The organism is Geodermatophilus sp. URMC 64 (genome assembly GCF_053502555.1).
Window position 1 is genome coordinate 1,336,878 of record NZ_CP199955.1, and the last position, 26,178, is coordinate 1,363,055.

A 26,178-nucleotide genomic window follows, 5' to 3' on the forward strand; every position below is an offset into this window, starting at 1 on the left:
GTCCGCTCAGGAGCGGGCGCCGGCCACGCCCAGCCGGCCGGCGATCGCCGCCGTGCTCGGGCCGACGCCCAGACGCAGCGCCGCGCGGAGGGCGGCTTCCGTGTCGACGTCCTGCGCCAGCCCGGGCCAGTCGCCGTCGAGCGGCAGCGCACCGGCGGCCCGGTGCGCGGCGGCCGAGCCGGCCCCGAACCGCGGGTCCAGCGGAGCGCCGAGGGCGGTCAGCAGCGTCGTCCCGGTGCCGTCGGCGTCGGCCACGAAGCAGCGCGGCGCGGCCTCCGCCGCGGTCAGCGCGGCCGCCAGCTCGTCGGGCCGCAACGCCGGCAGGTCGGAGGAGAGCGCGGCCACGGCCGGCCCGCCGGCGCTGCGGGCCCCGTGCTCCAGGGCGGGGTTGAGCCCGCGGTCGGGCTCGTCGCCGACCGTCGCGGCGCCGATCGCGCGGACGGTCTCGCGGGCGGCGGGGTCGTCGGTGACCACCAGCACCCGGCCCACTCGCGGGCAGTCGACGGCGGCGGCCACCGTGTCGGCCAGCAGGGCGAGCACCAGCTCGGCGTGCGCGGTGCCGCCGAGCCCTGCCGTGACGGGACGCAGGCGGGTCTTGGCCAGCGCCAGGCGCTTCGCCGGGATCACCACCGACCAGGTCGTCACGGCTCCCATGTCAGCACACCCCGACCGGCCTGCGGGGACCCCGCATGCGGTGCTGCGGCCCCGCAGGGTCGATCATGGGCGGGATCACATCCCCAGGAGGTGCCGGTGGCGAAGCAGGCGCGACCGTCGAAGTGGCGAACCCGCAGGCCGATCCCGATCGGCATGTGGCTGTGCATCGCCACCGTGTACCCGGTCGCCTCGCTGCTGTTCCGGCTGCGCTACCGGCACGAGGAGCGCATCCCGCCGTACGGGCCGGTGCTGGTGGTGGCCAACCACGTCTCGATCCTCGACCCGATCGCCTGCGCCCGGCTGGTGTTCGACAGCGGCCGGATCCCGCACTTCCTCGCCAAGGAGTCGCTGTTCAAGGGCGTCGTCGGCTGGGTGCTCCGGCACGCCGGGCAGATCCCGGTGGCCCGGTTCACCGCCGACGCCCGGGGCTCGGTGTCGGCCGCGCAGGCGGACCTGGCGGAGGGCAACGCGATCATCATCTACCCGGAGGGCTCGGTGACCCGCGACCCCGACTGGTGGCCGATGGAGTCGCGCACGGGGGTGGCGCGGCTGGCCCTGACCACCGACGCCGTCGTCGTCCCGGTCGCGCAGTGGGGGCCGCAGCGGCTGCACGACTACCACACGAAGGAATGGCACCTTCGGCTGCGGACACCGGCCGACTACCTGGTCGGCGAGCCGATCGACCTCACCGCGCTGCGCGCCGAGGTCCGCGCCGGCCGGCCGCTGTCCGCGGACCTGCTGCGGGAGACGACCGAGCTGATCATGTCGCGGGTGCGCGACCAGCTCGCCGACCTGCGCGGCGAACCGGCGCCGGCCGCCTTCCACCCGCGGCCGGGGCGGGAGCTGCCCGGGGACGTCTCAGGGAGCGCCGCGTGACGCGGGCGGCGGTGCTGGGGGCCGGCTCCTGGGGGACGACGTTCGCCAAGGTGCTGGCCGACGCCGGCTGCGACGTCGCCCTGTTCGCCCGCCGGCCCGAGCTGGCCAAGGCGATCACCGAGGACGGCGAGAACCGCGACTACCTCCCCGGCGTCCGGCTGCCCTCCGCCGTCCGCGCCACCGCCGACGCGGGGGAGGCGCTGGTCGACGCCGACGTCGTCGTCCTCGCCGTCCCGTCGCAGTCGCTGCGCGCGAACCTGACCGAGTGGACGCCGCTGCTGCCGGCGGACGCCAGCCTGCTGTCGCTGATGAAGGGCATCGAGCTCGGCACGACCAAGCGGATGAGCGAGGTCATCTGCGAGGTCACCGGCGCCGGCACCGACCGGGTGGCCGCGCTGTCGGGACCGAACCTCGCCCGCGAGATCGCCGAGGAGCAGCCGGCGGCCACGGTCATCGGCTGCCCGGACACCGGCCGGGCCGAGGCGCTGCAGGCGGCCTGCAAGACGCCGTACCTGCGGCCGTACACCAACACCGACCTGGTCGGCTGCGAGCTCGGCGGCGCGGTCAAGAACGTGATCGCGCTGGCCGTCGGGATGATGGAGGGCCTGGGCTTCGGCGACAACACCCGGGCCTCGCTGATCACCCGCGGTCTGGCCGAGACCGCCCGGCTCGGGATCGCGCTGGGTGCGGAGCTGACCACGTTCGCCGGGCTGGCCGGTCTCGGGGACCTGGTCGCCACCTGCAGCTCGCCCCTGTCGCGCAACCGGACCTTCGGCGAGAAGCTGGGCCGCGGGATGACCGTCGAGGAGGTGCAGCAGAGCACCCGCCAGACCGCCGAGGGGGTCAAGAGCTGCCGGTCGGTGCTCGACCTGGCCCGCGCCCACGGCGTCGACGTCCCGATCACCGAGGCCGTCGTCCGCGTCTGCCACGAGGGGGAGGCCCCGGCGAAGATGGTGCGCGAGATCATGTCCCGCGAGGCGAAGGCCGAGTGACCGAGCTCGCGAGGTCGCCGAAGGGCACGGCCAGCCGGCTCGCTCGGCCGACGAGCGCCAGCGAGGAGGCCGAGTGAGGCCGGAGTACGGCGACGGGACGAAGGCCGTCCGGGCGGGGGAGGACGCCGCCGTCCCCGGGGCGCCGCTGCGGCCCTCGCCGGTCTTCGCCGCGCCCTTCCACCTCGGCGACGTCCCGCCGCGCACCGGCGGTGCCGACGCCTACGCCCGCACCGAGCACCCGACGCTGCGCACCCTGGAGGCCGCGATCGGCGAGCTGGACGGCGGCCGGTGCCTGTCGTTCGCCACGGGCATGGCGGCGATCGGCGCCGCGCTGCTGGCCTGCGCGGGCGCCGGCGACCGGGTGGTGCTGCCGGCGGACGGCTACTACGCGACCCGCCTGCTGGCGGCCGACGAGCTCACCCGCTTCGGGATGCGGGTGGAGTACGTCTCGACGCCGGACATCGGCGAGGTGGCGGCTCGCGGGGACCTCGAGGGCGCCCGGTTCGTGCTGCTGGAGACGCCGAGCAACCCGCAGCTCGACGTCTGCGACATCGCCGCGGTGGCCGCGGCCACCCGCGCGGCCGGGGCGGTGCTGGCCGTGGACAACACCACGGCCACCCCGCTCGGTCAGCGGCCGCTCGACCTCGGCGCCGACCTCACGATCGGCAGCGACACCAAGGCCCTGACCGGGCACAGCGACCTGTTGCTCGGCCACGTGAGCACGACCGACGACGAGCTGCACGCCCGCATGAAGGGCTGGCGCGACCACACCGGTGCCACCCCGGGGCCGTTCGAGGCGTGGCTCGGCCACCGGTCGATGAGCACCCTGGACCTCCGCCTGGCCCGGCAGGCCGCCACCGCCGCGGCGGTCGCCGACCTGCTCGCCGCCCACCCGGCGGTCAGCGGCGTGCGCTGGCCGTGGCTGCCCGGCGACCCGTCGGCCGCCGTGGCCGCCCGCCAGATGCTGCGGCCGAACGGCGTGGTCTCGGCGACACTGGCCTCGGCGGACGCGGTCGCGCGGATGCTCGGCGCCAGCCGGCTGTGGACCGCCGCCACCAGCTTCGGCGGGGTGCACAGCACGGTCGACCGGCGGGCGCAGTGGGGCGGGGACGCGGTGGACGCCGGCTTCGTGCGGTTCTCCTGCGGGATCGAGGACACCGCCGACCTGGTTGCGGACCTCTCGGCGGCGCTCGACAGCGTGTGACAGCGCCTCGGTTAGGGTCGGCCGCGATGAGCGGCAAGGGTGGCAAGGTGCGCGTCGCGGTCGTCTTCGGGGGGCGCAGCGCGGAGCACGCGATCTCCTGCGTGTCCGCGGGCAGCGTGATCGCCGCCCTGGACCCGGAGCGCTACGAGGTGGTGCGCGTCGGCATCGCCACCGACGGCCGCTGGGTCCTGGCCGACCCGGAGCAGCGGCTGGCGATCACCGACGGCCGGCTGCCCGAGGTCTCCGGGGGGACGGCGGTGTCGCTGGTCGGTGACCCCGCCGGCCGCGGGCTCGCCGTCCTCGAGCCGGGCGCGGCGATCGGACCGGCGCTGACCGAGGTCGACGTCGTCTTCCCGGTCCTGCACGGGACCTACGGCGAGGACGGCACGATCCAGGGGCTGCTGGAGATGGCGGGCCTCCCGTACGTGGGCTCCGGCGTCTTCGCCAGCGCCGCGTCGATGGACAAGGAGTTCACCAAGAAGCTGCTCGCGGCCGCGGGCCTGCCGCAGGGCGATCACGTCGTGCTGCGCGACGCCTCCGGCGCGATCTGCGCCGACCCGTCGGTGCTCGACGACGCCGCGCGCGAGCGGCTGGGGCTGCCGGTCTTCGTCAAGCCGTCGCGCGCCGGCTCCAGCATCGGCATCACCAAGGTGACCGACTGGGCCGACTTCCCGGCCGCGGTCGCGACCGCCGCCGCCGTCGACCCCAAGGTGATCGTCGAGGCGGCCGTGCCCGGGCGGGAGGTCGAGTGCGGCGTGCTGGCCGGGCCGGAGGGCGGCCCGCCGGAGGCGAGCCTGCCCGCGGAGATCCGGCTGCGCCCGGGCACCGACTGGTACGACTTCGACGCCAAGTACCTCGACGACGCCGTCGACTTCGACGTCCCGGCCAACCTCACCGCCGAGCAGACGCAGGCGGTGCAGGAGGCCGCCCGCCGGGCCTACCTCGCACTGGACTGCCGCGGGCTGGCACGGGTCGACTTCTTCCTGGGTACGCACCCCGACGGCAGCGACCACCTGGTCATCAACGAGGTGAACACCATGCCCGGGTTCACGCCGATCTCGATGTTCCCCCGCATGTGGGCGGCCTCGGGCGTCAGCTATCCCGAGCTCGTCGATCGGCTGGTCGCCACGGCGCTGCGCGCCGGCGGCCGGGACGGCGGCCGGACCCCCCGGTGACCCGTCGCCGGCTGTCCTCGCGACCGGGCACGGCCGGCCGGCTCCTGGCGGGTGCGCTGCTGTGCGCCGTCCCGCTGCTGACGGGCTGCTCCCGTTCCGTGGCGGGGGAGGCGACGGCCGCGCCGGGGGCGCCGGTGCCGACCTCGCCGCAGGAGTTGGCGGAGCTGGTCGTGACCGACGTGCCCTCCGGCCTGCCCCGGCTCCCCGACGACGCGCTCACCCCGCCGGCCGGGGCGAAGTGGGTGTCCGACGTCGCCGCCTACGCCCGCGACCCGCACCGCGAGCGCGACGTCCTCGCCGACTACGGCTTCCGGTTCGGCTGGGAGCGGTTCTGGGGCACCGGCGCGGAGTCCGGGCCGGTGACCGGCGTGTTCGTCTACCAGTTCCGGGACCGGGCCGGCGCCGGGGCCTACGCGCGCGAGGTCGCCGGCAACGAGGCCGAGTTCTACCGCGGCATGCTGCGCGACGACCCGCCCGGCCTGCCCGGCGGCTGCCGGCTGCTCACCGTCGACCGGCCGGCGGAGGGTCTCCCGGGCCCGGCGGCGATGGCCTGGTGCGGCTCCGGCGTCTTCGGCGTCTCGGTGACCTCGGTCGCGGATTCGCCGTCGGCGGCCGCCGACGAGGTCGCCGCGGTCCTGCGCGCGCAGCTGGAGCGGCTGCCGCCGTCGTGAGGGGTCAGGCCCCCGGCTGCGGGTCCTGGGCGGGCAACGTGGTGGCGATCAGCGTGCTCAGCGCGGTGGCCGGGCCGCTGTCGACCGAGCTGGGGATCGTGAGCTGCACGTAGACCGGGCGGTCGACCGTCGTCCACACGACCGTGTCCGGGTCGGAGTCGTCGACGAACCACTGGACGGCGTTGATCTGGATCAGGCTGGCGGTGGCGACGAAGCCGGCCGGGCGGTCCACGCCGCAAACCAGCACGACCGCGGGGTCGCCCCAGGCGTAGGCGAACGGCGAGTCCGACTGCACCGGCCGGGACGGCTCACCGGCGAGCTCGAGGGGGAGGGCGCCCATCAGCGCCGGGCAGTTCGCGTCCGCTTCCGGCGTCACGGGTGGGACGTCGACGGGCAGCGGGGGGAGGTCCGCGCGCTGGGGCGTCGGGGTGCCCCCGACCTGCGCCACGGGGCCGCCGTCCGCACCGCCGTCGTCGCCGCCGCCGAGGACCTGCACCAGGACGAGGGCGGCGACCACCACCGGCACGAGCACGGCCGTGGCGATCAGCGCGATCCGGCGGAGGGGGTCCTCCCGGCGGGCCGGCTCGCGGGCGGTGTCCTGGCTCAGGGCGACGTCAGAGGTTGACGACGGGGCAGGTCAGCGTGCGCGTGATCCCGTCCACCGACTGGACCCGGGCGACGACGAGCCGGCCGAGCTCGTCGACGGTCTCGGCCTCGGCACGGACGATCACGTCGTAGGGCCCGGTCACGTCCTCGGCCTTGGTGACGCCGTCGATCTCGCTGATCGTCGAGGCGACCTGCGCGGCCTTGCCGACTTCGGTCTGGATGAGGATGTAGGCGTGGACCACGGAAGACCCTTCCTGGGGCAGCGCTGCCGTTGTGCTGATCCGGCCGGGTGGCGGACGACTGGAGACCTTACGGCAGCAGTGGAGGTCGGCCGGTGAGTCGGCCTCGCCCGCTGATCCCGCGGAACGACCCCGCCGACAGCGTGCGGGTGGTCGGCGAGTTCGGCGTGATCGCCCGCGTCGTCGCGCGGGCGGGCGACGCCGCGGCCGCCGAGGTCGGGCCCGGCGACGACGCGGCGGTGGTGCGCACCCCGGACGGGCGGGTCGTCGCGACCACCGACGTCCTGGTCGAGGGCCGGCACTTCCGCCGCGACTGGTCCTCGGCCGAGGACATCGGGCACAAGGCGGCCGCGGCCAACCTGGCCGACGTCGCCGCGATGGGCGGGGTGGCGACGGCCCTGCTGGTCGGGCTGGCCTGCCCGCCGGACACCCCGACGAGCTGGCTGGAGGGCGTGGCCGCCGGGCTCGCGGCCGAGTGCGCGCCGCTCGGGGCGGCCGTCGTCGGCGGCGACACGGTGGCCAGCGCGCCGGACAGCGCCGGCGTCGTCCTGTCGGTGACCGCGCTGGGCGACCTGGGCGGCCGGGCGCCGGTGCTGCGGTCGGGCGCCCGCCCGGGGGACGTCGTCGCGCTGGCCGGCCGGCTGGGCTGGTCGGCCTGCGGGCTGGCGGTGCTGCGCCGCGGGTTCACCAGCCCCGTCGTGGCGGTCGCCGCGCACCGCCGTCCCCAGCCGCCCTACGGCGCCGGTCCCGCGGCGGCCGCGGCGGGAGCCACCGCCATGTGCGACGTCAGCGACGGGCTGCTCGCCGACGCCGGCCACCTCGCCGTGGCGAGCGGCGCCGTCCTGGACCTCGACCGGGCCGCGCTGGTGCGCGCCTGCCTGGAGCCGCCCGGTCCGCTGCAGCAGGTCGCCGCCGCGCTCGGCGCCGACCCGATGGCGTGGGTGCTCACCGGGGGCGAGGACCACGCGCTGCTGGCCACCTTCCCGCCGTCGGTCGCGCTGCCCGAGGGGTGGGCCGCGATCGGCGCCGTGCGCGAGGCCGGGCAGGATGCGGCCGTGCTGGTGAGCGGGCAGCCTGCGGCCGAGGCCGCGCGGGCGGTCGGAGCGGAGGGGCCGGGTCATGTCCACTTCGGCTGACGCGCTGCTGCGCGACGGCCGTGCCGTGCGGCTGCGGGCGGTGCCGTACGAGGACCCGGTCGCCCGGGAACTGGTGGCGCGGGTCCAGCAGGAGTACACGGTGCGCTACGGCGGGCCGGACGGCGCCGTCGTCGACCCCGCGGAGTTCCGCCCGCCGGCCGGGCTGTTCCTCGTCGTCGAGGTGGACGGCGTGCCGGCCGGCTGCGGCGCGTGGCGGGTGCACGAGCCGGGGGTCGTGGAGGTGAAGCGGGTCTACGTCGAGCCGGCCTTCCGCCGGCTGGGCCTGGCCCGGCTGGTCATGCGGGCGCTCCAGGTGAGCGCGGCGGAGGCCGGGCACCGGGCCGTGGTGCTGAACACGGGGCACCGGCAGCCCGAGGCCCTGGCGCTCTACGCCGGCGCCGGTTACGGCCCGGTGCCGGGGTTCGGCGTCTACGCGGACGCGCCCGGTGCCGTGTTCCTCGGCAAGGAGCTGCCATCGGTCGACCCGGGAGAGGAGTCGTCGTGGGCATCGTGACCATCTCCGCGCCCTACGGGGCCGGCGGCGCGGAGGTCGCGCCGGCGGTCGCCGAGCGGCTGGGCCTGCCCTTCCACGACCGGGCCATCCCCGCGCAGGTGGCGGGGCGGCTCGGCGTTCCGGTGGCGGAGGCCGAGGCCAACGACGAGACCGTGGTGCGCGGCCTCTGGCGGCTGGTGGCCTCGCTGGGCACCATGCCCGACCCGGTGGGCGGGGTGCTGCCGTCGTCGTCCCTGCCCGACGAGCGGGCCTACCGGCAGCAGACCGAGAAGGTGCTCACCGAGGTGGCCGACGGCGTCGGGGGAGTGGTGCTCGGGCGGGCGGGTGCCATGGTGCTCCGCGAGCGGCCGGACGCGCTGCACGTGCGGCTGGACGGGCCGTCCGAGCGCCGGCTGGCCGCCGCGGTGGCCCGCTCGGGGCGGCCGGTGGAGGAGGTCCGCCGCGACCTCGAGGCCAACGACCGCACGCGGGAGGCCTACGTGCGGCACTTCTACCGCTGCGACCCCGGCTCGGCGCGGCACTACCACCTGGTGATCGACAGCACCGCCCTGCCACTGGAGACCGTGGTCGAGATCGTCGTCACCGCCGCCCGCGCCCGCGGCATCGGCCGGCACTGACCGCTGTCGGGTGCCGCCGCGTTCGCTCGCCGTGGCGGCGGTGTGCGGATGTGGCGCACTACTCGCGGGCGGATGCGCCATCGACGCACGTTGTTCGTGAGCGTTCCCGTCGCTCGCGGCGTCCGGCGGCCGACGCGAAGAACCCCGGAGGCCGGTGACCTCCGGGGTTCTGGAAGGACCCCCTGCCCCCCGCCACTCGCAAGCTCGCGTCGGGACCCTGCAGGGGGCCTGTCAGGCGCGCACGACCTTGCCCGCGCGGATGCACGAGGTGCAGGCGTTGATGCGCTTGCGGTTGCCCGGGGCGACGAGCGCCCGGACGGACTGGATGTTCGGGTTCCAGCGGCGCGGCGTGCGGCGGTGCGAGTGCGACACCGACATACCGAAACCGGGCCCCTTGCCACAGACATCGCACACGGCAGCCACGGTGGATCACTCCCAGAGAAATCGTTGCAGATCGGCGGTGCGCGACAGCGCCCGGACGGAAGACCGCCGATCAGTCTAACCGGTCTCGGCGGACGGCGTCGCCGCGGGCGGCGGACCGGCGCAATCCCCGGCGATGTCTTCGCGCGTGGGTACCCTCCGCCCGTGCTGCAGGCTCTGGACGAGGCCGCGGCCGGCCGGTGGTGGCGGGCCGCGTGCGCCGTCCTGTCCGAGTCCCGCGGCCGGCTCGACGACCTCAACGTCTTCCCGGTGCCCGACGGCGACACCGGCACCAACCTGCTGCTCACCGCCGAGGCGGCGCTGGCCGCGCTCGACGAGGCCGGCGACGACCCGGCCGAGTCGGTGTGGACGGTCATGGCCCGCGGCGCCGTGCTCGGCGCCCGGGGCAACTCCGGCACGATCCTCGCGCAGCTGTTCCGCGGCCTGGCCGACCAGCTCGCCGGCCAGGGCCCGGCCGACGGCCCGACGATCGCCCTCGCGATGCAGAAGGCGGCCGACACCGCCTACACCGCCGTCGCCGATCCGGAGGAGGGCACCTTCCTCACCGTGGCCCGCGGCGGGGCCCGGGCGGCGGTCGCCGCCGTCGACGAGGGGCGCATCGAGCTCGCCGACGTGGTGCGCGCCGCGGCCGACGGCGCCCGGGCGGCCCTGGAGGGCACCATCGACCAGCTCCCCGCCCTGCGCGACGCCGGGGTGGTGGACGCCGGCGGCGCGGGTCTGTGCCTGCTGCTCGACGCGCTCGTCACCACGGTCACCGGCGTGGAGCCCGCCCGGCCCCCGCTGGCCCGCCGCGCGCCCGGCCCCGCGCACGCGCACGACGACGCCCCCCACCAGCCCCCGGCCGGCCCCGGCAGCGAGGTGCAGTACCTGCTCGCCGACGCCGACGAGGAGGCGGTGGCCCGCCTGCACGACCGGCTGGCCGCCCTCGGCGACAGCCTCGTGGTCGTCGGCGTCGACACCCCCGAGGGCCGGGCGTGGAACGTCCACGTCCACGTCAGCGACGTCGGCGCCGCGATCGAGGCCGGCATCGAGGCGGGGCGGCCCTACCGGATCTCGGTCACCCCGCTGGCGCCGATCCGCCCGCCGGCGCCGGTGCCCGGCACGCGCGCGATCGTGGCCATCCTGCCCGGCACCGGCCTCGCCGAGCTGTTCACGGGTGAGGGCGTGCGGGTGGTCACCTGCGGTCCCGACGGCGTTGCCGAGGACGTGGTGCTCGCCGAGATCCTCGCCTGCACCGCGGCCGACGTCGTCGTCCTGCCCAACGACGCGGAGCTGACCGCCCTGGCCTCGCGGGCCGCCGAGCGCGCCCGCGAGGAGGGCCGGGACGTGGCCGTCGTCCCCACCCGCTCCCCGGTGCAGGGCCTGGCGGCGATCGCCGTCGCCGACCCCGGCCGGCGCTTCGGCGACGACGTGATCGCGATGGCCGAGGCCGCGGCGGCGACCCGCTGGGCCGAGGTGACGGTCGCCGACCAGGAGGCGCTCACCTCCGCCGGCCGCTGCCGGCCCGGCGACGCGCTCGGGTCGGCCGAGGGCGACGTCGTGATCCTCGGCCCGGACCTGACCGCCGTCGCCTGCGAGCTGCTCGACCGGCTGCTGTCGGCCGGCGGCGAGCTGGCCACCCTCGTCGTGGGCCCCGACCCCGCGCTGGGCGACGCGGTCGCCGCCCACCTCGCGGCCACCCACCCGACCGTCGAGGTGACCCGCTACGACGGCGGCCCGGCCGGGGTGCTCCTGCTGGTGGGGGTCGAGTGAAGGTCGGCATCACGCTGGACACGCCGCTGGGCAAGGTCCTGGGGGACAAGACCGCCTTCGCGGTGGAGATGTCGCTGGGGCTGCGCACGGTGCGCGACCTGCTCCGGCACTACCCCCGCCGGTACGCGCGGCGCGGCGAGATGGCCAAGCTGGGCGAGTTGCAGGTCGGCGACCGGGTCACGGTGCTGGCCCAGGTCAAGACCGTGAACACCCGGAAGATGCGCAACCGCCCCGGCACGATGACCGAGGTGACCGTCACCGACGGCGCCAACTCGATGCAGCTCGTCTTCTTCAACCGCCGGCACAGCAAGCTGGAACCCGGCGACTGGGGGCTGTTCGCCGGCACGGTCGGCCAGTACAAGAACGCCAAGCAGTTCGCCCACCCCGACTTCCACCTGCTCACCGGCGACGACGACGAGGACTGGGCGCGGGCGCTCATCCCCATCTACCCGGCGACCAAGGAGGTCTCCAGCTGGGTCCTGCAGCGCTCGATCAAGCTGCTGATCCACGGGCCGGCCGCCCCGTCGGGGCTGGTCGTCGACCCGATGCCGGAGGAGCTGCGGGCCCGCCACGGGCTGATGCCGCTGGACGAGGCGATCCGCCTCATCCACCGGCCCTCGTCGACGGACGACGTCGAGCTCGCCTCGCACCGGCTGAAGTGGGACGAGGCGCTGGTCCTGCAGCTCACGCTGGCCGCCCGCCGGCGCGCGGCCGCGCTGGAGCCGGGCGTCGCCCGCCCACCCCGGGCCGGCGGCCTGCTCGACGCCGTCGACGCCGCGCTGCCCTTCACGCTCACCGAGGGGCAGCGGGCCGTCGGGGAGGAGCTGGCGGCGGAGTTGTCCGAGGAACAGCCGATGCACCGGCTGCTGCAGGGCGAGGTCGGCGCCGGCAAGACCGTCGTCGCGCTGCGCGCGATGGCGCAGGTCGTCGACGCCGGTGGGCAGGCGGCGCTGCTGGCGCCCACCGAGGTGCTCGCCGCGCAGCACTTCCGCGGCATCTCGGCGCTGCTCGGGCCGCTCGGCCGCGCCGGGGAGCTCGACGGCGACCCCGACGGCACCCGCGTCGTCCTCATGACCGGCTCGCAGAAGGCCGCCGCCCGGCGGGAGGCCCGCGCCGCGGCGGCCGACGGCAGCGCGGGCATCGTCATCGGCACCCATGCCCTGCTCCAGGAGGGCGTCGAGTTCGCCGACCTCGGCCTGGTGGTCATCGACGAGCAGCACCGCTTCGGCGTCGAGCAGCGCGACGCGCTGCGCGCCAAGGGCAACCGGCCGCCGCACGTGCTCGTCATGACGGCCACGCCGATCCCGCGCACGGTGGCCATGACCGTCTACGGCGACCTGGAGACCTCGGTCCTGCGGCAGCTGCCCGGCGGCCGCGGCGGCGTCGCGTCGTCCGTGGTGCCGGCCGCGGAGAAGCCGAACTGGCTGGACCGCGCGTGGGAGCGGGTCCGCGAGGAGGTCGCCGCCGGCCGGCAGGCCTACGTCGTCTGCCCGCGGATCGGTGAGGACGGCGCCGACGCCGACGAGCCCGACGCCGACGACGGCGCCCCGGCCGGGGACGAGGGCGGCAGCGACCGGCGGCCCCCGCTGGCCGTGCTCGACGTCGCGGAGGGGCTCCGCGAGGGCCCGCTGGCCGGGCTGCGGCTCGACGTGCTGCACGGCCGGCTGACCCCGGAGGAGAAGGACGCCCGCATGCGCGCCTTCGCCGCGGGTGAGATCGACGTGCTGGTCGCGACGACGGTGGTCGAGGTCGGCGTCGACGTGCCCAACGCCACGGTGACGGTGGTCATGGACGCCGACCGCTTCGGCGTCAGCCAGTTGCACCAGCTGCGCGGCCGGGTGGCCCGCGGCAAGCACCAGGGCCTGTGCCTGCTGGTCACCGAGGCGTCGACGGCGTCGTCGACCGGGGCGCGGCTGGCCGCGGTGGCGAGCACCTCCGACGGCTTCGAGCTGGCCCGCCTCGACCTCGAGACCCGCCGCGAGGGCGACATCCTCGGCGCGGCGCAGTCCGGCAGCCGGTCGGGGGTCAAGCTGCTCTCCCTGCTCGAGGACGAGGAGCTCATCGCCGCCGCCCGCGCCGAGGCCCAGGCGCTGCTGGAGACCGACCGCGGCCTCGCCGACCACCCCGGCCTGGCCGCCGAGGTCGCCGCGCTGGCCACCGACGAGCGCGCGGAGTGGCTGGAGAAGGCGTGACGCGGCTCATCGCCGGTGAGGCCGGCGGGCGGCGGCTGAAGGTCCCGCCGTCGGGCGTCCGGCCCACCGGCGACCGCGCCCGCGAGGGGCTGTTCAACTCCCTCGGCTCGCTGCTCGACCTCGACAGCGCCCGCGTGCTCGACCTCTACGCCGGCTCGGGCGCGCTGGGGCTGGAGGCGCTCTCCCGTGGGGCGGCCGAGGTGGTGCTCGTCGAGTCCGGCGCACGGGTGCTGCCGGTGCTGCGCGCCAACGTCGCAGCGGTCGGGCTGCCCGGGGCGCGGGTGGTCGCCGGCTCGGTGCCCACCGTGGTGGCCGGGCCCGCCCCCGCGCGGTTCGACCTCGTGCTCGCCGATCCGCCCTACGCCACGCCGGCCGACGAGGTGCTCGGCGTGCTGCGTGCGCTGGTCGAGGGCGGGTGGCTCGCCGACGGGGCCGTGGTGGTCGTCGAGCGCTCGTCCCGGGAGCAGCCGTGGGAGTGGCCGACACCCCTGACCGGAGTGCGGGACCGCCGCTACGGCGAGGCCGTGCTCCGGTACGGTCGCTTTCCGTGAGGCGCGCCGTCTGCCCCGGATCCTTCGACCCGGTCACCAACGGCCACGTCGACGTCATCAACCGCGCGGCCGGCCTCTACGACGAGCTCGTCGTCGCCGTCCTGGTCAACCCCGGCAAGGCCGGCCTGTTCTCCGTCGAGGAGCGCATGGACCTGCTCCGCGACGCCGTCGCCGGGCTGCCCAACGTCACCGTCGACAGCTTCCAGGGCCTGCTGGTCGACTACTGCCGCGGCCACGACATCCCGGTGATCGTCAAGGGCCTGCGCGCGGTCAGCGACTTCGAGTACGAGCTGCAGATGGCGCAGATGAACCGCGAGCTCGCCGGCGTGGAGACGCTGTTCGTGCCGACGGCGCCGCAGGTCGGCCACCTGTCCTCCAGCCTGGTCAAGCAGATCGCGCAGTTCGGCGGCGACGTCTCGAGCCTGGTGCCCAAGGCGGTCCTGGACCGGCTGCTGGTGCACCGCGAGCAGGACCGGCAGGGCGGGGGGACGGCGTGACGCGTGGAGCGGGCCACCAGACGGAGGTCGTCTACCGGCTGTACGAGACCGTCGACGAGCTCACCACCGTCATCGAGAACGCCCGCAGCGTGCCGATGTCGGGCTCCTGCATGGTCCCCCGCGACCACCTGCTCGACCTGCTCGACGACCTGCGCGAGTCGCTGCCGGCCGAGGTGCAGCGGGCCGGGCGGATCGTCGAGCAGCGCACCGAGATCCTCGAGCAGGCGCAGGCCGAGGCCGAGCGGCTGACCGAGCAGACCCGCGCCGAGAGCGAGGAACTGGTCGCCTCGGCCCGCCGCACCCGCGACGAGGTGCTGGGCATGGCTCGCCGGTCGCGCGACGAGCTGATCGCGCAGGCGCAGGCCGAGGCCGAGGAGCTGCTCTCCCAGGCCGACGCCGAGGCCGAGCGGATCGTCGAGGAGGCCCGCCGATCCGCCGAGGCGCTGCTCGCCGAGGCCGCGGAGCAGCAGGCCCAGGCGCTGGCCGCCGCGCAGGCCGAGCACGAGCGGCTGGTCACCGAGGCCGAGGTCTACCAGACCGCCGTCGCCCGCGCCGACGAGCTGGGCGCGCAGACCGTCGCCGACGTGACCCGCATGCGCAGCGAGGTCGACGAGTACGTCGACACCCGCCTGGCCGACTTCGGCGGCACGCTGGAGCGGATGCTGCGCTCCGTCGAGGCCGCTCGGGGCAACCTGCGTTCCTCCTGACGTCGGACGGCGCCTTCCCGCGTCAGGTAGTCTTCTAGACCGGTCCGAGCGCCGGCGGCACCCCGCCCAGCCGGCCGACCCCCCGATCCCGACCGCGAGTACCGACATGCCTGCCGCAGTTCCGCACCGCACCGGCGCCGCGTCCTCCGACGCGCGGCGTCCCACGGGCAACCCCTGGGTCGTCGAGCTCCGGGAACTCGGGCGTCGCGCGGGTTCGATGCAGCAGCTCGAGCGCACGCTGCCCGCGCCCGAGGGCTGGCGGGTCGAGCTGATCGGCGTCCCCGAGGGAGCCGAGGTCGCGCTGCGGCTGCGGCTTGAGTCGGTCATGGAGGGCGTGCTGGTCTCCGGGGAGATCGACGTGCCGCTGGTCGGCTCGTGCGCCCGGTGCCTGGAGCCGGTCGAGGACACCCTGGAGCTCGACGTCCAGGAGCTGTTCGCCTACGAGGGCAGCACGACCGAGGCGACCAGCGAGGAGGACGAGGTCCGCCTCGTCGAGAACGACCGCATCGACCTCGAGCCGATGGTCCGCGACCTCGTCGTCCTGAGCCTGCCGCTCTCGCCGGTCTGCTCGGAGGACTGCTCCGGCCTGTGCGCCGACTGCGGCCAGCGGCTCGACGACCTGCCGGCCGACCACTCCCACGAACTGCTCGACCCCCGCTGGGCCGGACTCGCCGGCCGATTCGCTTCGTCGCCCGACGGCGGCGACAAGACAGCAGACAACTCAGAGGAGAACTGACGTGGCCGTTCCGAAGCGGAAGATGTCCCGCGCCAACACCCGCTCCCGGCGGTCGCAGTGGAAGGCGACGGCCCCGTCGCTCACCCCGTGCCCGAACCGCGCCTGCGGCGAGCTCAAGCCGCCGCACCAGGCCTGCCCGAACTGCGGCCAGTACGCCGGCCGCCAGGTCCTCTCGGTCTGATCCCGCCGGCCGCCGTGGGGAGCCCCGTCGCCGAACCGTCCGCGCCCGCGGGTGCGGACGGCGGCACCTCCCCGGCGGGGCAGGCGCACGCCGACCGTGCGGCCGCCTGGCTGCACGACGCCCTCGGGGTCGTGCTGCCCGGCGGCCTCCTGGCGTTGGCGCTGACCCACCGCTCCTACGCCTACGAGAACGGCGGGCTGCCCACCAACGAGCGGCTGGAGTTCCTCGGGGACTCCGTGCTCGGGCTCGTCGTCACCGACGAGCTGTACCGCAGCCAGCCGGACCTGCCCGAGGGGCAGCTGGCCAAGCTGCGCGCCTCGGTGGTCAACATGACGTCGCTGGCCGGGGTCTCCCGGAGCCTCGGGGACGGCGGCATCGGGCCGCACCTGCTGCTCGGCCGCGGTGAGGAGACCACCGGCGGGCGCGAGAAGGACTCGATCCTCGCCGACGCCCTCGAGGCGCTGATCGGCGCGATCCACCTGGGCCGCGGCCTGGACGTCGCCGCCGCGATCGTGCACCGGCTGTTCGACCCGCTGCTGGTCGAGGCCGCCACCCGCGGCGCCGGTCTGGACTGGAAGACCAGCCTGCAGGAGCTCGGCGCGGCCCGCGGCCTCGGCCCGCCCAGCTACGTGGTCGAGGACGACGGTCCCGACCACGCCAAGACGTTCACCGCCGCCGTCCTCCTCGCCGGGACGGTGCACGGCACCGGCAAGGGCCGCACGAAGAAGGCCGCCGAGCAGGAGGCCGCCGAGGCCGCCTGGCGGACCCTGTCCGCGGAGGGCTGAGCCGTGCCCGAACTGCCCGAGGTCGAGGTGGTGCGCCGCGGGCTGGAGCAGTGGGTCGCCGGGCGCACCGTCGCCTCGGTCGAGGTGCACCACCCGCGCGCGGTGCGGCGGCACCTCGAGGGCACGGAGCACTTCGTCGCCGCGCTCACCGGCCGCACGCTGACCGCGGCGCACCGCCGCGGCAAGTACCTGTGGCTGCCGCTGGCCGAGCCGAACGGCACACCGGGGGATCGCGCGCTCGTCGCCCACCTGGGCATGAGCGGTCAGCTGCTGGTCGAGAAGCCGTCGCAGCCCGACGAGACGCACCTGCGCGCGCGGTTCACCTTCGCCGATGGCGGCCGGGAGCTGCGCTTCGTCGACCAGCGGACCTTCGGCGGGCTGGCGGTGGAGGAGTCGACCGGCGACGGCATCCCGCCGCGGCTGGCGCACATCGCGATCGACCCGCTCGACCCCTCCTTCGACGAGGCGGCCTTCAGCGCCGCGCTGCGCCGCCGGCGCACCGAGGTCAAGCGCGCCCTGCTCGACCAGACGCTGATCGGCGGCGTCGGCAACATCTACGCCGACGAGGCGCTCTGGCGGGCCCAGCTGCACGGCGCCCGCCCCACGGACAAGCTGACCCGCCCTCAGGTGGCCGCGCTGCTCGAGGGCGTCCGTGACGTGCTGGGGGAGGCGCTCGCGCAGGGCGGCACCTCGTTCGACTCCCTCTACGTCGACGTCAACGGCCAGAGCGGGTACTTCTCCCGGTTCCTGGCCGTGTACGGGCAGGCCGACCGCCCGTGCCCCCGCTGCGGGACGCCGATCCGCCGCGAGTCGTTCATGAACCGCTCCAGCTACAGCTGCCCGCGCTGCCAGCCGCGGCCGCGTTCGTCCCCCGCCCGCACCGCCCCCAGCCCCCGCCGGTCATGAGCGACGTCCGGACCGTCGCGGTCGTCTCGGGCCACGTGCAGGGCGTCGGCTACCGCTACTTCGTCCGCGGGCTGGCCGACGCGGCCGGTCTGACCGGCTCGGCGCGCAACCTGCCCGACGGCCGGGTCGAGGTCGTGCTCGAGGGGCCGTCCGCGGCGGTGAGCGCCGTCGTGGCCCAGCTGGACGGTCCGCGCGCGCCCGGCAGCGTGACCCGCGTCGACGTGCGCAACGAGAGCCTGCAGGGGAGTCGCGGCTTCACCGTCGGGTGACGAAGATGACACACTTTCGACACGGTGAGTAGGCATGCTTGGCGTTGACCTGCGTGTCCGGTCCTGTCACCCTGGTAACACCACTCCCGCGCCGACCGTCTTCCCGGGGCGCCGGGTCACCTTCACGCTCGTCGGAAAGGCCGCCACAATCATGGCAAAGGCCCTGTTCGGTCACCTCGTCGCACCTGTAGAGCTCCGAGTAGCCGAGGAGAACGCTGTTCTCCGATCCAAGGTGCGCCGACTGGAGCAGGAAGTCGCTCAGCTCCGTGCCGAGCGCGACGCACACATCGCCTCCGAGCTGCTGTCACTGGCCGGCGAGAGCGCCGAACCCGCGCTGGCCTGAACGCGTCCGTCACAGCGACACCACCGCACCCTCCGGCACCTGAAATGCCGGGGGAGCAGCACTTTCGCGGCTAAGATCCACTTTCTGTGCACCTGTCGAGCCTGACGCTCAAGGGCTTCAAGTCCTTCGCGTCCGCGACGACCCTGCGCCTGGAGCCGGGGATCACCGCCGTCGTGGGCCCCAACGGCTCGGGCAAGTCCAACGTCGTCGACGCCATCTCCTGGGTTCTCGGGGAGCAGGGCGCCAAGAGCTTGCGCGGCGGCAAGATGGAGGACGTCATCTTCGCCGGCACCGCCGGCCGCCCGCCCCTGGGCCGGGCCGAGGTGACGCTGACCATCGACAACGCCGACGGTGCCCTGCCGATCGCCTACACCGAGGTGTCGATCACCCGCCGCATGTACCGCTCCGGCGAGAGCGAGTACGAGATCAACGGCGACAAGGTCCGGCTGCTCGACGTCCAGGAGCTGCTGAGCGACTCCGGCATCGGCCGCGAGATGCACGTCATCGTCGGCCAGGGCCAGCTCGACGCCGTCCTCTCCGGGCGGCCGGAGGACCGCCGCGCGTTCATCGAGGAGGCCGCCGGCGTCCTCAAGCACCGCAAACGCAAGGAGAAGGCGCTCCGCAAGCTCGACGGGATGCAGGCCAACCTCGACCGCCTCGCCGACCTCACCGCGGAGCTGCGCCGGCAGCTCAAGCCGCTCGGCAAGCAGGCCGAGGTGGCCCGCCGCGCGGCGAGCGTGCAGGCGAACCTGCGCGACGCCCGCCTGCGACTGCTCGCCGACGACCTCGCGCAGCTGCGCGAGTCGCTGGAGAAGGACGTCGCCGACGAGGCCGCCGCCCGCGCCCGGCGCAGCGCGGTCGAGGCGCAGCTGGCCGAGGCGTCCCGCCGCGAGTCGGCGCTGGAGTCGGCGCTGGCCGCCGACGCGCCGCGGCTGCAGAGCGCGCAGGACACCTGGTACCGGCTCTCGGCGCTGGGTGAGCGCTTCCGCGGTGTCGCGCAGCTGGCCGCCGAGCGGCACCGGCACCTCTCCGCCGCCGCGCCGGCCGCCGGCACCGGCCGCGACCCCGACCAGCTCGACGCCGAGGCCGCCCGCGTCGCCGCCACCGAGACCGAGCTCGCCGCCGGGCTGGAGGCCGAGCGCGGCCGGCTGGCCGCCGTGGTGAAGGAGCGCGCCGAGCTCGAGGCAGCCCTGGCCGACGCCGAGCGGGCGGTCGTCGCCGCCGCCCGGGCGATCGCCGACCGGCGCGAGAAGCTCGCCCGGCTCTCCGGCGAGGTGGCCGCGGCCCGCTCCCGGGTCACCGCGGGCGAGGCCGAGATCGAGCGGCTCGCGCTCGCCGCCGGCGAGGCCGCCGACCGCGCCGAGGTCGCCGCCGACCGGCTGGCCGACCGGCGCGGGCAGGTCGCCGAGCAGGAGGACACCGACGTCGCCCTCGTCGCGGCGCACGAGGACGCCGTCGCCGCGCACACCGCCGCCGCGAGAGCGGTCGCGGAGCTGGCCGAGGCCGAGCGCGCCGCCGAGCGGGACCGCGCCTCCTGGCAGGCCCGCCGGGACGCCCTCGCGCTGGGCCTCGCCCCGGCCGACGGCGCCGCCGCCGTGCTGGGCGCCGGCCTGGCCGGCGTGCTCGGCCCGGTGGCCGAGCAGCTGACGGTGAGCCCCGGCTGGGAGGTGGCGCTGGCCGCCGCGCTGGGCGGGATGGCCGACGCCGTCGTCGTCTCCGGCGTCGCCGAGGCCGCGGCCGCGCTGACCCACCTGAAGGAGACCGAGGGTGGCCGCGCCGGCCTGTTGGTGACCGCGGGCCTGCCGCCGGTGCCGCGCGACGGCTGGCCGCAGCTGCCCGAGGGCGTCCGCTGGGCGCTGGACCTGGTGACGGCGCCCGGGGACCTGCACCCGGCGCTGGCGCGCGCCCTGGAGCGGGTGGCCGTCGTCCCGTCGCTGGACGCCGCGGTCACCCTCGTCCGCACGCACCCCCGCGTCCGCGCCGTCACGGCCGGCGGCGACCTGGTCGGCGCCGACTGGGCGGTGGGCGGCCAGGCCAACGCGCCGTCGGGGCTGGAGGTGCGCGCCCGCGTCGACGAGGCCGAGGCCGAGCTGCGCCGCGCCGAGCAGCGGGCCGCCGAGCTGGCCGAGCGGCTGGCCGCCGCCCGCGAGGTGGCCGCCGCCCGCTCCGCCGACGTCGACACCGCCCTCGCCGCCCGCCAGGCCGCGGACAGGAGCCGCTCGGCCGAGGCCGCCGCGCTGGCCGAGCTCGGCGCCGCCGCGCGGTCGGCGGCCGCCGAGGCGGAGCGCTCCGCGGCCGCCCGCGTGCGCGCCGAGCAGGCGCTGGAGCAGGCGGCCGCGAGGCTGACCGAGCTGGAGGCCCGGCTCGCCGCGGCCGAGGCGGAACCGGTCGAGGAAGAGCCCTCCACCGAGGAGCGCGACCGGCTGCGGCTCGAGGTCGCCGCCGCCCGGCAGGCCGAGACCGAGGCGCGGCTGGCCGTCCGCACCGCGGAGGAGCGGGCCCGGGCGCTGTCCGGCCGCGCCGAGTCGCTGCGCCGGCAGGCCCGGCAGGAGCGGGCCGCCCGCGAGCGGGCCGCCGCCGCCCGCGCGGCCCGGGAGCGGGGCGCGCGGGTCGCCGCCGTCGTCCGGACCGACGCCGAAGCCGCCCTCGCCGCGCTGGGGACGTCGCTGTCCCGGGCGGCCACCGAGCGCGACGAGCTGGCCGTCGCCCGCACCGGCCGGGAGGCCGAGCTGCTGGAGGTGCGGGCGCGGGTGCGCGCCGCCACCGCGGAGCTCGACCGGCTCACCGACGAGGTGCACCGCGACGAGGTGGCCCGCGCCGAGCAGCGCTACCGGATCGAGGCGCTGGAGACCCGCGCCGCGGAGGAGTTCGGTGTCGACCTGCCGACGCTGCTCGCCGAGTACGGGCCGGCCGCGCCGGTGCCGCCGTCGCGGGAGGAGCTGGCGGCCGCCGAGGCGGCGGGGGAGCCCGAGCCGGAACCCACGCCCTACGGCCGCGCCGTCCAGGAGCGGCGGGCGGCCAAGGCCGAGCGGGACCTCGCCACCCTCGGCAAGGTGAACCCGCTCGCGCTGGAGGAGTTCGCGGCCCTGGAGGAGCGGCACGGCTTCCTCGCCACCCAGCTCGAGGACCTCAAGAGCACGCGCCGCGACCTGATGACCGTCGTCCGCGAGGTCGACGAGCGCATCCACGACGTCTTCGCGAACGCCTTCGCCGACGTGGCGCGCGAGTTCGAGCAGGTCTTCGCCACCCTCTTCCCGGGCGGCCAGGGCCGGCTGGTGCTCACCGATCCCGAGGACATGCTGACCACCGGCGTCGAGGTGGAGGCCCGGCCACCGGGCAAGAAGGTCAAGCGGCTCTCGCTGCTCTCCGGCGGCGAGCGCTCGCTCACCGCGGTGGCGCTGCTGGTGGCGATCTTCCGGGCCCGGCCGTCGCCGTTCTACGTGCTGGACGAGGTCGAGGCCGCGCTGGACGACGTCAACCTCGGCCGGCTGCTCACCCTCGTCGAGCAGCTGCGGGCGACGTCGCAGCTGATCATCATCACCCACCAGAAGCGGACGATGGAGATCGCCGACGCCCTCTACGGCGTGAGCATGCGCGGCGACGGCATCACCGGCGTCATCAGCCAGCGCCTGCGCGAACCCGAGCTCGAGAGCGCCTGACCCCGGCGCGGGGCTGCCCTAGACCCCGGAGGGGATCTCCAGGTCGACCAGGAGCGGCAGGTGGTCCGACGCGCCCTGGCCGTCGAGGACGCGGGCCGAGGCCACGGCGATGCCCTCGGTCACCCACACCTGGTCGATCCGCCGGTGCGGTGAGCCCGCCGGGTGGGTGAAGCCCGCGTCGTGCCGCCAGAACCGCCAGCCCCCGCGGCCCTCGCGGTCGCGGGCGATGCTCCAGGCGTCGGTGAACAGCGGGCGCAGCTCCGCCAGCTCCGGGGCGTCGGGGGTGGTGTTGAAGTCGCCCACGACCACCCCGGCCTCCATGGCGCCGGTGTGCAGGGCGGCGACGGTGGCCAGCTGCGCGGCCCGCTCCCCGCCGCTGCGGGTCAGGTGGGTGTTCGTGACCCACAGCGTCCCGCCGTCGAGCTCGATGAGGGTCCGCAGCGCGGTGCGCGGCTCGCCGCCGCCCGGCAGCCGGTGGACGTCGCTGATCAGGATCGGCAGCCGGGAGAACAGCGCGTTGCCGTACTCCTTGTCGGGGCGGTCGCCGCCGCGCTCCTCGTCGATCGCCGGGCCCCAGGCCAGCTGCATGTCCAGCGCGCGGGAGAGCAGCAGCGGCTGGTCGACGTCCTCGCTGCGCGGGCCGTAGTGCCGGTCCACCTCCTGCAGGCAGATGATGTCGGCGTCCGCCGCCTGGAGCACCTTCGCCAGCCGCGGCAGGTCGAACCGGTCGTCGGCGCCGACGCCGTGGCGGATGTTGAAGGTGACCAGCCGCACCGGGATCGGGGGCTGGTCCGGGCCGGGGGCCGGCTTCGTCATACCCCCCAGCGTGTCAGGCCGCCGTGAGCGGCAGGTCGAGAACCTGTCGCAGTCCCTCCTCGCGGCCGCCGTCGTGGTCGGTCAGCCACAGCACGAAGCGCGCCTGCCGGCCCTCGAGCACGAGCTCCCCGAGCTGGTTGCCGAAGAAGGGGCCGGCCTGCTTCTGCCACGTGAGTTCGCTCGGTCGCACCCGGGCGAGGCGGGCGAGGCCCGCGGTGAAGTTGCGGGCCCAGCGGCTCCAGCCGATCCGGAAGCCCACCTGGATCGGGTGCGGCGCCTGGTTGTGCAGCGGCGACACGGTCAGCTGGTGGACCCGCGTGGTCAACCCCTCCGGCCGGACCAGCTCGGCGGCGTAGGCGTGGTGGACGTCGCCGGAGAGGACCAGGGCGCTGGCCGGCGGCCGGCCGTGCTCGCCCCGGGCCAGCGCGACCAGCGCGGCGCCGAGCCGTTCGAAGGAGGCGCCGAACGCCGCCCAGTGCTCGAGGTCGGCGGCCTGCCGCAGCTTCTCCGCCAGCCGCCCCAGCGGTTTGCCCTCGTGCCGGACGTTGAGGGTCTCGTTCCACCGCTCGAGCTGGTGGATCGCCGGGGGCAGCAGCCACGGCAGCGAGGTGCCGATGACCAGGTGCTCGACGCCCTCGTCGGCGGCGCGGCGCATCGCGGCCTCGACCCAGTCGAACTCGGCGTCGTCGAGCATCCGCCGGTCCTGCTCGTCGAGAACCCGGCCGGCCCGGCTGTCCACCATGATCATCCGGGCGTCGCCCCAGTGCCGGACGAAGCTCCAGCGGATGCCCGCCGGCTCGGCGTCGGCCCGCTCGGCCATCTCGCACAGCAGCGGCTCGGCGTCGTCGTCGTCCTCCGGCAGGGCGAGGACGGCCTGCCACGTCTTGTTCTCCGCCAGCTCCTGCGGGCTGAGGTTGCCCAGGTGCTGGTAGACCCAGTAGCTGACCAGGCCGCCGCTGATGCGCGGCCCCCACCAGTCCTGGGCGGTGACCTCCCGCCGCCAGGCGGCGGAGGTGTTCCAGTCGTCGATCATCTCGTGGTCGTCGAAGATCATGGACGACGGGAGGGTCGAGAGCAGCCAGCGGACCTGCGGGTCCGTCCAGGACTCCGCGTAGAGCCGGGTGTACTCCTCGAAGTTCGAGACCTGGGCGTCCTGCGGCACCTCCTTGCCGCGGCGCAGGCCCAGCCAGCGACGGGTGTGCGGGGTGAGCTCGTCGGCGTAGACCTGGTCCCCCAGCAGGACCAGCGCGTCGGGCCACTCGTCCTCCGGCGTCTCCGCCATGCGGATCGCGTAGGCGTCGAGGGCGTCCGGCGGGATGCCGCGGCGGACGTCGACCGTGGTGGGGGAGGCGTAGCGGCAGGAGCCGAACACGATCCGGAAGGTCCCCGGCCGCCCCGGGGTGCGGATCCGGCTGGGCGGGAAGGGTGACTGCTGCGACGGCCACACCCGCGCGCCGTCGAGGTGCACCTCGTACGGGGTGGTGCTGCCGGGCTCGAGGTCCTCGACGACGACCAGCGCGTAGTGGTGACCGCCCACGCAGAAGGTCCGCGCCCGCCGGCCCAGCACCGAGACCTCGCAGGGCCGGTCGGTCTCCACCCAGACCGTCGCCGAGACCGGGTCCACGTGCCGCAGCAGCGGACCGAGCAGGAGCGCGGGGGCGTCGTCGTCGGCGGGTGAGGTCATGCCCGCCACCCTTCCGCACGGACCCGTGTTCCGCCCAGGCTCGCCTGAGCGCGGGCTGCGAGGATCAGGGCATGGAGTACGTGCTCATCGCGATCGCGATCCTGGTGGTCGCCCTGCTCGCCGGGGTCGGCCTGCTCGTCAGCCGGGGACGGCGCACCACCCGGCTGGACGACGACGCCGCGGCGGGCACGACGCTGACCCGGCCGCGCCCGCCCCGGCCCTCCGCCCCGCCGCAGCCGACCGCGCCGACCGCCCCCTCCCCGGGCGAGCAGGAGCAGCCGGACACCGTGCAGCCGGAGGCGCCGCCGGAGGTCGAGCTGCCGCCGGCCGAGCCCGAGCAGGGGCTGGTCTTCGAGACGCCGCTGCCCTCGGCCGGCCGGCTGGTGCGGCTGCGCTCCCGGCTGGCCCGCTCGCAGTCCTCGCTGGGCCGCGGCCTGCTCACCGTCCTGGCCCGCGAGAAGCTGACCGAGGACGACTGGGAGGAGCTCGAGGAGACCCTGCTCGCCGCCGACGTCGGCGTGGCCGCCACGACGCAGATCGTCGAGCGGCTGCGCACCCAGTCGATGGTGCTGGCCACCGCCTCCGGCGCCGAACTGCGCGAGCTGCTGGTGCGCGAGCTGACCGCCGTCCTCGGGCCGGACCTCGACCGCTCGCTCGGTGCCGACCGGCACGACGGGAAGCCCGGGGTCGTCCTCGTCGTCGGGGTCAACGGCGCGGGCAAGACGACCACGGTCGGCAAGATCGCCCGCGTGCTCGTCGGCGACGGCAAGAGCGTCGTCCTGGGCGCCGCGGACACCTTCCGGGCCGCCGCCGCCGACCAGCTGGAGACCTGGGGCGAGCGGGTCGGCGTGCTCACCGTGCGGGGGCGCGAGGGCGCCGACCCCGCGTCGGTCGCCTTCGAGGCGGTCCGCACCGGCATGGAGGGCGAGGTCGACACCGTCGTCGTCGACACCGCCGGGCGGCTGCACACCAAGGCGGGGCTGATGGACGAGCTCGGCAAGATCAAGCGGGTCGTCGAGAAGCAGTCGCCGGTCACCGAGACCCTCCTGGTGCTCGACGCCACGACCGGCCAGAACGGCGTCGTCCAGGCGCGGGTGTTCACCGAGGCCGTCGACGTCACCGGCGTCGTCCTCACCAAGCTCGACGGCACCGCCAAGGGCGGGATCGTGGTCTCGGTGCAGCGCGAGCTCGGCATCCCGGTCAAGCTGATCGGGCTGGGGGAGGGACCGGACGACCTCGCCCCGTTCGAGCCGCAGGCCTTCGCCGAGGCGCTGGTCGGCGGCGCCGACTAGCCGCGCCGCGCGGCCCGGGACCGCCAGAACCAGAGCCCGGCGCCGACGACGGCCAGCGCGAGCACCACGACCGTGAGGACGACCGCGGTGTTCGAGCCGCCGTCGTCCGCGGCGGCGGCCGCGGTGTCGCTCGGCGCGGCGGTGGTCGCCGGCGCCGCCGACGCGGACGTGGTGGACGCCGGCGCCGACGTCGCGGCGGCCGCCGCCACCGTCACCACGGGGGCGGGAAAGCCGGGATTCGGGTTGGCCGCCGTCGTCGGTTCGATCCACGCGTCCTCGCTGCCGTCGCCGTAGCTCACGATGGTGGGGAGGACCAGCTCGGTCAGGTCCGGCGGCAGCGTCGCGATCGTGACGGCGTACTCGGCGTCGGTACCCGTGGGCAGGGCCGGCCCGGTGATCTCGAAGCCGTCGTCCGTCCCCGTCAGGGCCCACCCGGGCGGTCCGGAGGCCAGCGACACCCACTCCGGCAGCACGCCCTCCGGGAGCTGCGTCGCGACGCGGGCGATGCCGGCGGCATCCGACTCGGCCTCGGCCGAGAAGGTGATGGTCACCGGGCCGTCTCCGGCCTGCGCGCCGTCGCCGGCCGTGGCCTCGACGTGCGCGAGCGCCGGCCCGGCGCCGAGGAGCAGGAGGGCGAGACCGAGGAGGACGGTCGGAACCGCGCGGCGGGGTCGCATGCCGCA

28 protein-coding genes are annotated in these 26,178 nt (G+C 76.0%); 21 read left to right on the forward strand and 7 right to left on the reverse strand.

Annotated features, from left to right (window positions below; all coding sequences use genetic code 11):
• Window positions 1-6: 6 nt before the first annotated feature.
• Window positions 7-654 carry a 2-phospho-L-lactate guanylyltransferase gene (gene cofC / locus ACWIYF_RS06605; protein WP_448627320.1) on the reverse strand — a complete coding sequence of 216 codons (648 nt, stop codon included), beginning with the start codon at window positions 652-654 and terminating at the stop codon, window positions 7-9.
• 96 nt (window positions 655-750) lie between these two features.
• On the opposite strand from cofC, the gene ACWIYF_RS06610 reads away from it, so the two are divergent.
• The 5 genes from ACWIYF_RS06610 to ACWIYF_RS06630 all read left to right on the forward strand — a co-directional run bounded on the left by ACWIYF_RS06610 (window position 751) and on the right by ACWIYF_RS06630 (window position 5,572).
• Window positions 751-1,530, forward strand: a complete 780-nt coding sequence (locus ACWIYF_RS06610; RefSeq protein ID WP_448627321.1) for a lysophospholipid acyltransferase family protein — start codon at window positions 751-753, stop codon at window positions 1,528-1,530.
• Window positions 1,527-2,522: an NAD(P)H-dependent glycerol-3-phosphate dehydrogenase gene (locus ACWIYF_RS06615; protein WP_448627322.1), complete on the forward strand. Its 996-nt coding sequence runs from the start codon at window positions 1,527-1,529 to the stop codon at window positions 2,520-2,522. The genes ACWIYF_RS06610 and ACWIYF_RS06615 overlap by 4 nt, the downstream gene beginning before the upstream one ends.
• Window positions 2,523-2,595: 73 nt before the next feature.
• Window positions 2,596-3,726 (forward strand): cystathionine gamma-lyase, encoded by a 1,131-nt coding sequence (locus ACWIYF_RS06620; RefSeq protein ID WP_448627323.1) that lies wholly within the window; start codon window positions 2,596-2,598, stop codon window positions 3,724-3,726.
• 26 nt (window positions 3,727-3,752) lie between these two features.
• Window positions 3,753-4,901, forward strand: coding sequence for a D-alanine--D-alanine ligase family protein (locus ACWIYF_RS06625; RefSeq protein WP_448627324.1), 1,149 nt, complete (start codon window positions 3,753-3,755; stop codon window positions 4,899-4,901).
• Window positions 4,898-5,572: a DUF7373 family lipoprotein gene (locus ACWIYF_RS06630; RefSeq protein ID WP_448627325.1), complete on the forward strand. Its 675-nt coding sequence runs from the start codon at window positions 4,898-4,900 to the stop codon at window positions 5,570-5,572. Before ACWIYF_RS06625 ends, ACWIYF_RS06630 begins: the two co-directional genes overlap by 4 nt.
• Window positions 5,573-5,576: 4 nt before the next feature.
• Here ACWIYF_RS06630 and ACWIYF_RS06635 read toward each other — a convergent pair whose 3' ends face one another.
• Window positions 5,577-6,104, reverse strand: coding sequence for a DUF3515 domain-containing protein (locus ACWIYF_RS06635; RefSeq protein WP_448627326.1), 528 nt, complete (start codon window positions 6,102-6,104; stop codon window positions 5,577-5,579).
• Window positions 6,105-6,186: 82 nt separating this feature from the next.
• Window positions 6,187-6,420 (reverse strand): Lrp/AsnC ligand binding domain-containing protein, encoded by a 234-nt coding sequence (locus ACWIYF_RS06640; protein WP_179715053.1) that lies wholly within the window; start codon window positions 6,418-6,420, stop codon window positions 6,187-6,189.
• A gap of 92 nt (window positions 6,421-6,512) precedes the next feature.
• Here ACWIYF_RS06640 and ACWIYF_RS06645 point away from each other — a divergent pair, with 92 nt between their 5' ends.
• The 3 genes from ACWIYF_RS06645 to ACWIYF_RS06655 are packed head-to-tail and all read left to right on the forward strand — an operon-like array spanning window position 6,513 to window position 8,684.
• Window positions 6,513-7,553: a thiamine-phosphate kinase gene (locus tag ACWIYF_RS06645; protein WP_448627327.1), complete on the forward strand. Its 1,041-nt coding sequence runs from the start codon at window positions 6,513-6,515 to the stop codon at window positions 7,551-7,553.
• On the forward strand, window positions 7,537-8,067 hold the full coding sequence (locus ACWIYF_RS06650) for a GNAT family N-acetyltransferase (RefSeq protein WP_448627328.1): 531 nt from the start codon (window positions 7,537-7,539) through the stop codon (window positions 8,065-8,067). The genes ACWIYF_RS06645 and ACWIYF_RS06650 overlap by 17 nt, the downstream gene beginning before the upstream one ends.
• A complete protein-coding gene (locus tag ACWIYF_RS06655; RefSeq protein WP_448627329.1) occupies window positions 8,055-8,684 on the forward strand; it encodes a cytidylate kinase-like family protein in 630 nt (209 codons plus the stop codon). Before ACWIYF_RS06650 ends, ACWIYF_RS06655 begins: the two co-directional genes overlap by 13 nt.
• A gap of 231 nt (window positions 8,685-8,915) precedes the next feature.
• Here the strand turns inward: ACWIYF_RS06655 and rpmB are convergent, their stop codons facing one another.
• On the reverse strand, window positions 8,916-9,107 hold the full coding sequence (gene rpmB, locus ACWIYF_RS06660) for a 50S ribosomal protein L28 (protein ID WP_073421792.1): 192 nt from the start codon (window positions 9,105-9,107) through the stop codon (window positions 8,916-8,918).
• Between the two features lie 162 nt (window positions 9,108-9,269).
• On the opposite strand from rpmB, the gene ACWIYF_RS06665 reads away from it, so the two are divergent.
• The 12 genes from ACWIYF_RS06665 (at window position 9,270) to smc (ending at window position 21,703) form a co-directional block, all read left to right on the forward strand.
• Window positions 9,270-10,877, forward strand: a complete 1,608-nt coding sequence (locus ACWIYF_RS06665) for a DAK2 domain-containing protein (RefSeq protein ID WP_448627330.1) — start codon at window positions 9,270-9,272, stop codon at window positions 10,875-10,877.
• A complete protein-coding gene (gene recG, locus ACWIYF_RS06670) occupies window positions 10,874-13,069 on the forward strand; it encodes an ATP-dependent DNA helicase RecG (RefSeq protein WP_448627331.1) in 2,196 nt (731 codons plus the stop codon). The genes ACWIYF_RS06665 and recG overlap by 4 nt, the downstream gene beginning before the upstream one ends.
• Window positions 13,066-13,620 (forward strand): 16S rRNA (guanine(966)-N(2))-methyltransferase RsmD, encoded by a 555-nt coding sequence (gene rsmD / locus ACWIYF_RS06675; RefSeq protein ID WP_448627332.1) that lies wholly within the window; start codon window positions 13,066-13,068, stop codon window positions 13,618-13,620. The genes recG and rsmD overlap by 4 nt, the downstream gene beginning before the upstream one ends.
• Window positions 13,617-14,117 (forward strand): pantetheine-phosphate adenylyltransferase, encoded by a 501-nt coding sequence (gene coaD, locus ACWIYF_RS06680; RefSeq protein ID WP_448627333.1) that lies wholly within the window; start codon window positions 13,617-13,619, stop codon window positions 14,115-14,117. Before rsmD ends, coaD begins: the two co-directional genes overlap by 4 nt.
• Window positions 14,114-14,824, forward strand: coding sequence for an ATP synthase F0 subunit B (locus ACWIYF_RS06685; RefSeq protein ID WP_448627334.1), 711 nt, complete (start codon window positions 14,114-14,116; stop codon window positions 14,822-14,824). The genes coaD and ACWIYF_RS06685 overlap by 4 nt, the downstream gene beginning before the upstream one ends.
• A gap of 106 nt (window positions 14,825-14,930) precedes the next feature.
• Window positions 14,931-15,560: a YceD family protein gene (locus ACWIYF_RS06690; protein WP_448627335.1), complete on the forward strand. Its 630-nt coding sequence runs from the start codon at window positions 14,931-14,933 to the stop codon at window positions 15,558-15,560.
• Between the two features lies 1 nt (window position 15,561).
• Window positions 15,562-15,741 (forward strand): 50S ribosomal protein L32, encoded by a 180-nt coding sequence (rpmF, locus tag ACWIYF_RS06695; protein ID WP_448627336.1) that lies wholly within the window; start codon window positions 15,562-15,564, stop codon window positions 15,739-15,741.
• 14 nt (window positions 15,742-15,755) lie between these two features.
• Complete coding sequence (gene rnc, locus ACWIYF_RS06700; protein ID WP_448627337.1) at window positions 15,756-16,526, forward strand: ribonuclease III; 771 nt, start codon at window positions 15,756-15,758, stop codon at window positions 16,524-16,526.
• 3 nt (window positions 16,527-16,529) lie between these two features.
• A complete protein-coding gene (mutM, locus tag ACWIYF_RS06705) occupies window positions 16,530-17,432 on the forward strand; it encodes a bifunctional DNA-formamidopyrimidine glycosylase/DNA-(apurinic or apyrimidinic site) lyase (protein ID WP_448627338.1) in 903 nt (300 codons plus the stop codon).
• Window positions 17,429-17,701: an acylphosphatase gene (locus tag ACWIYF_RS06710; RefSeq protein ID WP_448627339.1), complete on the forward strand. Its 273-nt coding sequence runs from the start codon at window positions 17,429-17,431 to the stop codon at window positions 17,699-17,701. Before mutM ends, ACWIYF_RS06710 begins: the two co-directional genes overlap by 4 nt.
• Window positions 17,702-17,735: 34 nt before the next feature.
• Entirely contained in the window at window positions 17,736-18,044 is a 309-nt protein-coding gene (locus tag ACWIYF_RS06715; RefSeq protein WP_448627340.1) for a hypothetical protein, read from the forward strand.
• Between the two features lie 86 nt (window positions 18,045-18,130).
• The gene (gene smc, locus ACWIYF_RS06720; protein WP_448627341.1) at window positions 18,131-21,703 is read left to right on the forward strand and encodes a chromosome segregation protein SMC; all 3,573 of its coding nucleotides are present in this window, start codon (window positions 18,131-18,133) and stop codon (window positions 21,701-21,703) included.
• A gap of 18 nt (window positions 21,704-21,721) precedes the next feature.
• On the opposite strand, the gene ACWIYF_RS06725 is transcribed toward smc, so the two are convergent.
• Window positions 21,722-22,519 (reverse strand): endonuclease/exonuclease/phosphatase family protein, encoded by a 798-nt coding sequence (locus ACWIYF_RS06725; RefSeq protein ID WP_448627342.1) that lies wholly within the window; start codon window positions 22,517-22,519, stop codon window positions 21,722-21,724.
• A 13-nt stretch (window positions 22,520-22,532) separates the two neighbouring features.
• Window positions 22,533-24,203 carry an alkaline phosphatase D family protein gene (locus ACWIYF_RS06730; protein WP_448627343.1) on the reverse strand — a complete coding sequence of 557 codons (1,671 nt, stop codon included), beginning with the start codon at window positions 24,201-24,203 and terminating at the stop codon, window positions 22,533-22,535.
• Between the two features lie 71 nt (window positions 24,204-24,274).
• On the opposite strand from ACWIYF_RS06730, the gene ftsY reads away from it, so the two are divergent.
• Window positions 24,275-25,495 (forward strand): signal recognition particle-docking protein FtsY, encoded by a 1,221-nt coding sequence (gene ftsY / locus ACWIYF_RS06735; RefSeq protein WP_448627344.1) that lies wholly within the window; start codon window positions 24,275-24,277, stop codon window positions 25,493-25,495.
• On the opposite strand, the gene ACWIYF_RS06740 is transcribed toward ftsY, so the two are convergent.
• Window positions 25,492-26,172 carry a DUF1775 domain-containing protein gene (locus ACWIYF_RS06740; protein ID WP_448627345.1) on the reverse strand — a complete coding sequence of 227 codons (681 nt, stop codon included), beginning with the start codon at window positions 26,170-26,172 and terminating at the stop codon, window positions 25,492-25,494. The two genes, ftsY and ACWIYF_RS06740, sit on opposite strands and share 4 nt — an antisense overlap.
• Window positions 26,173-26,178: the final 6 nt, after the last annotated feature.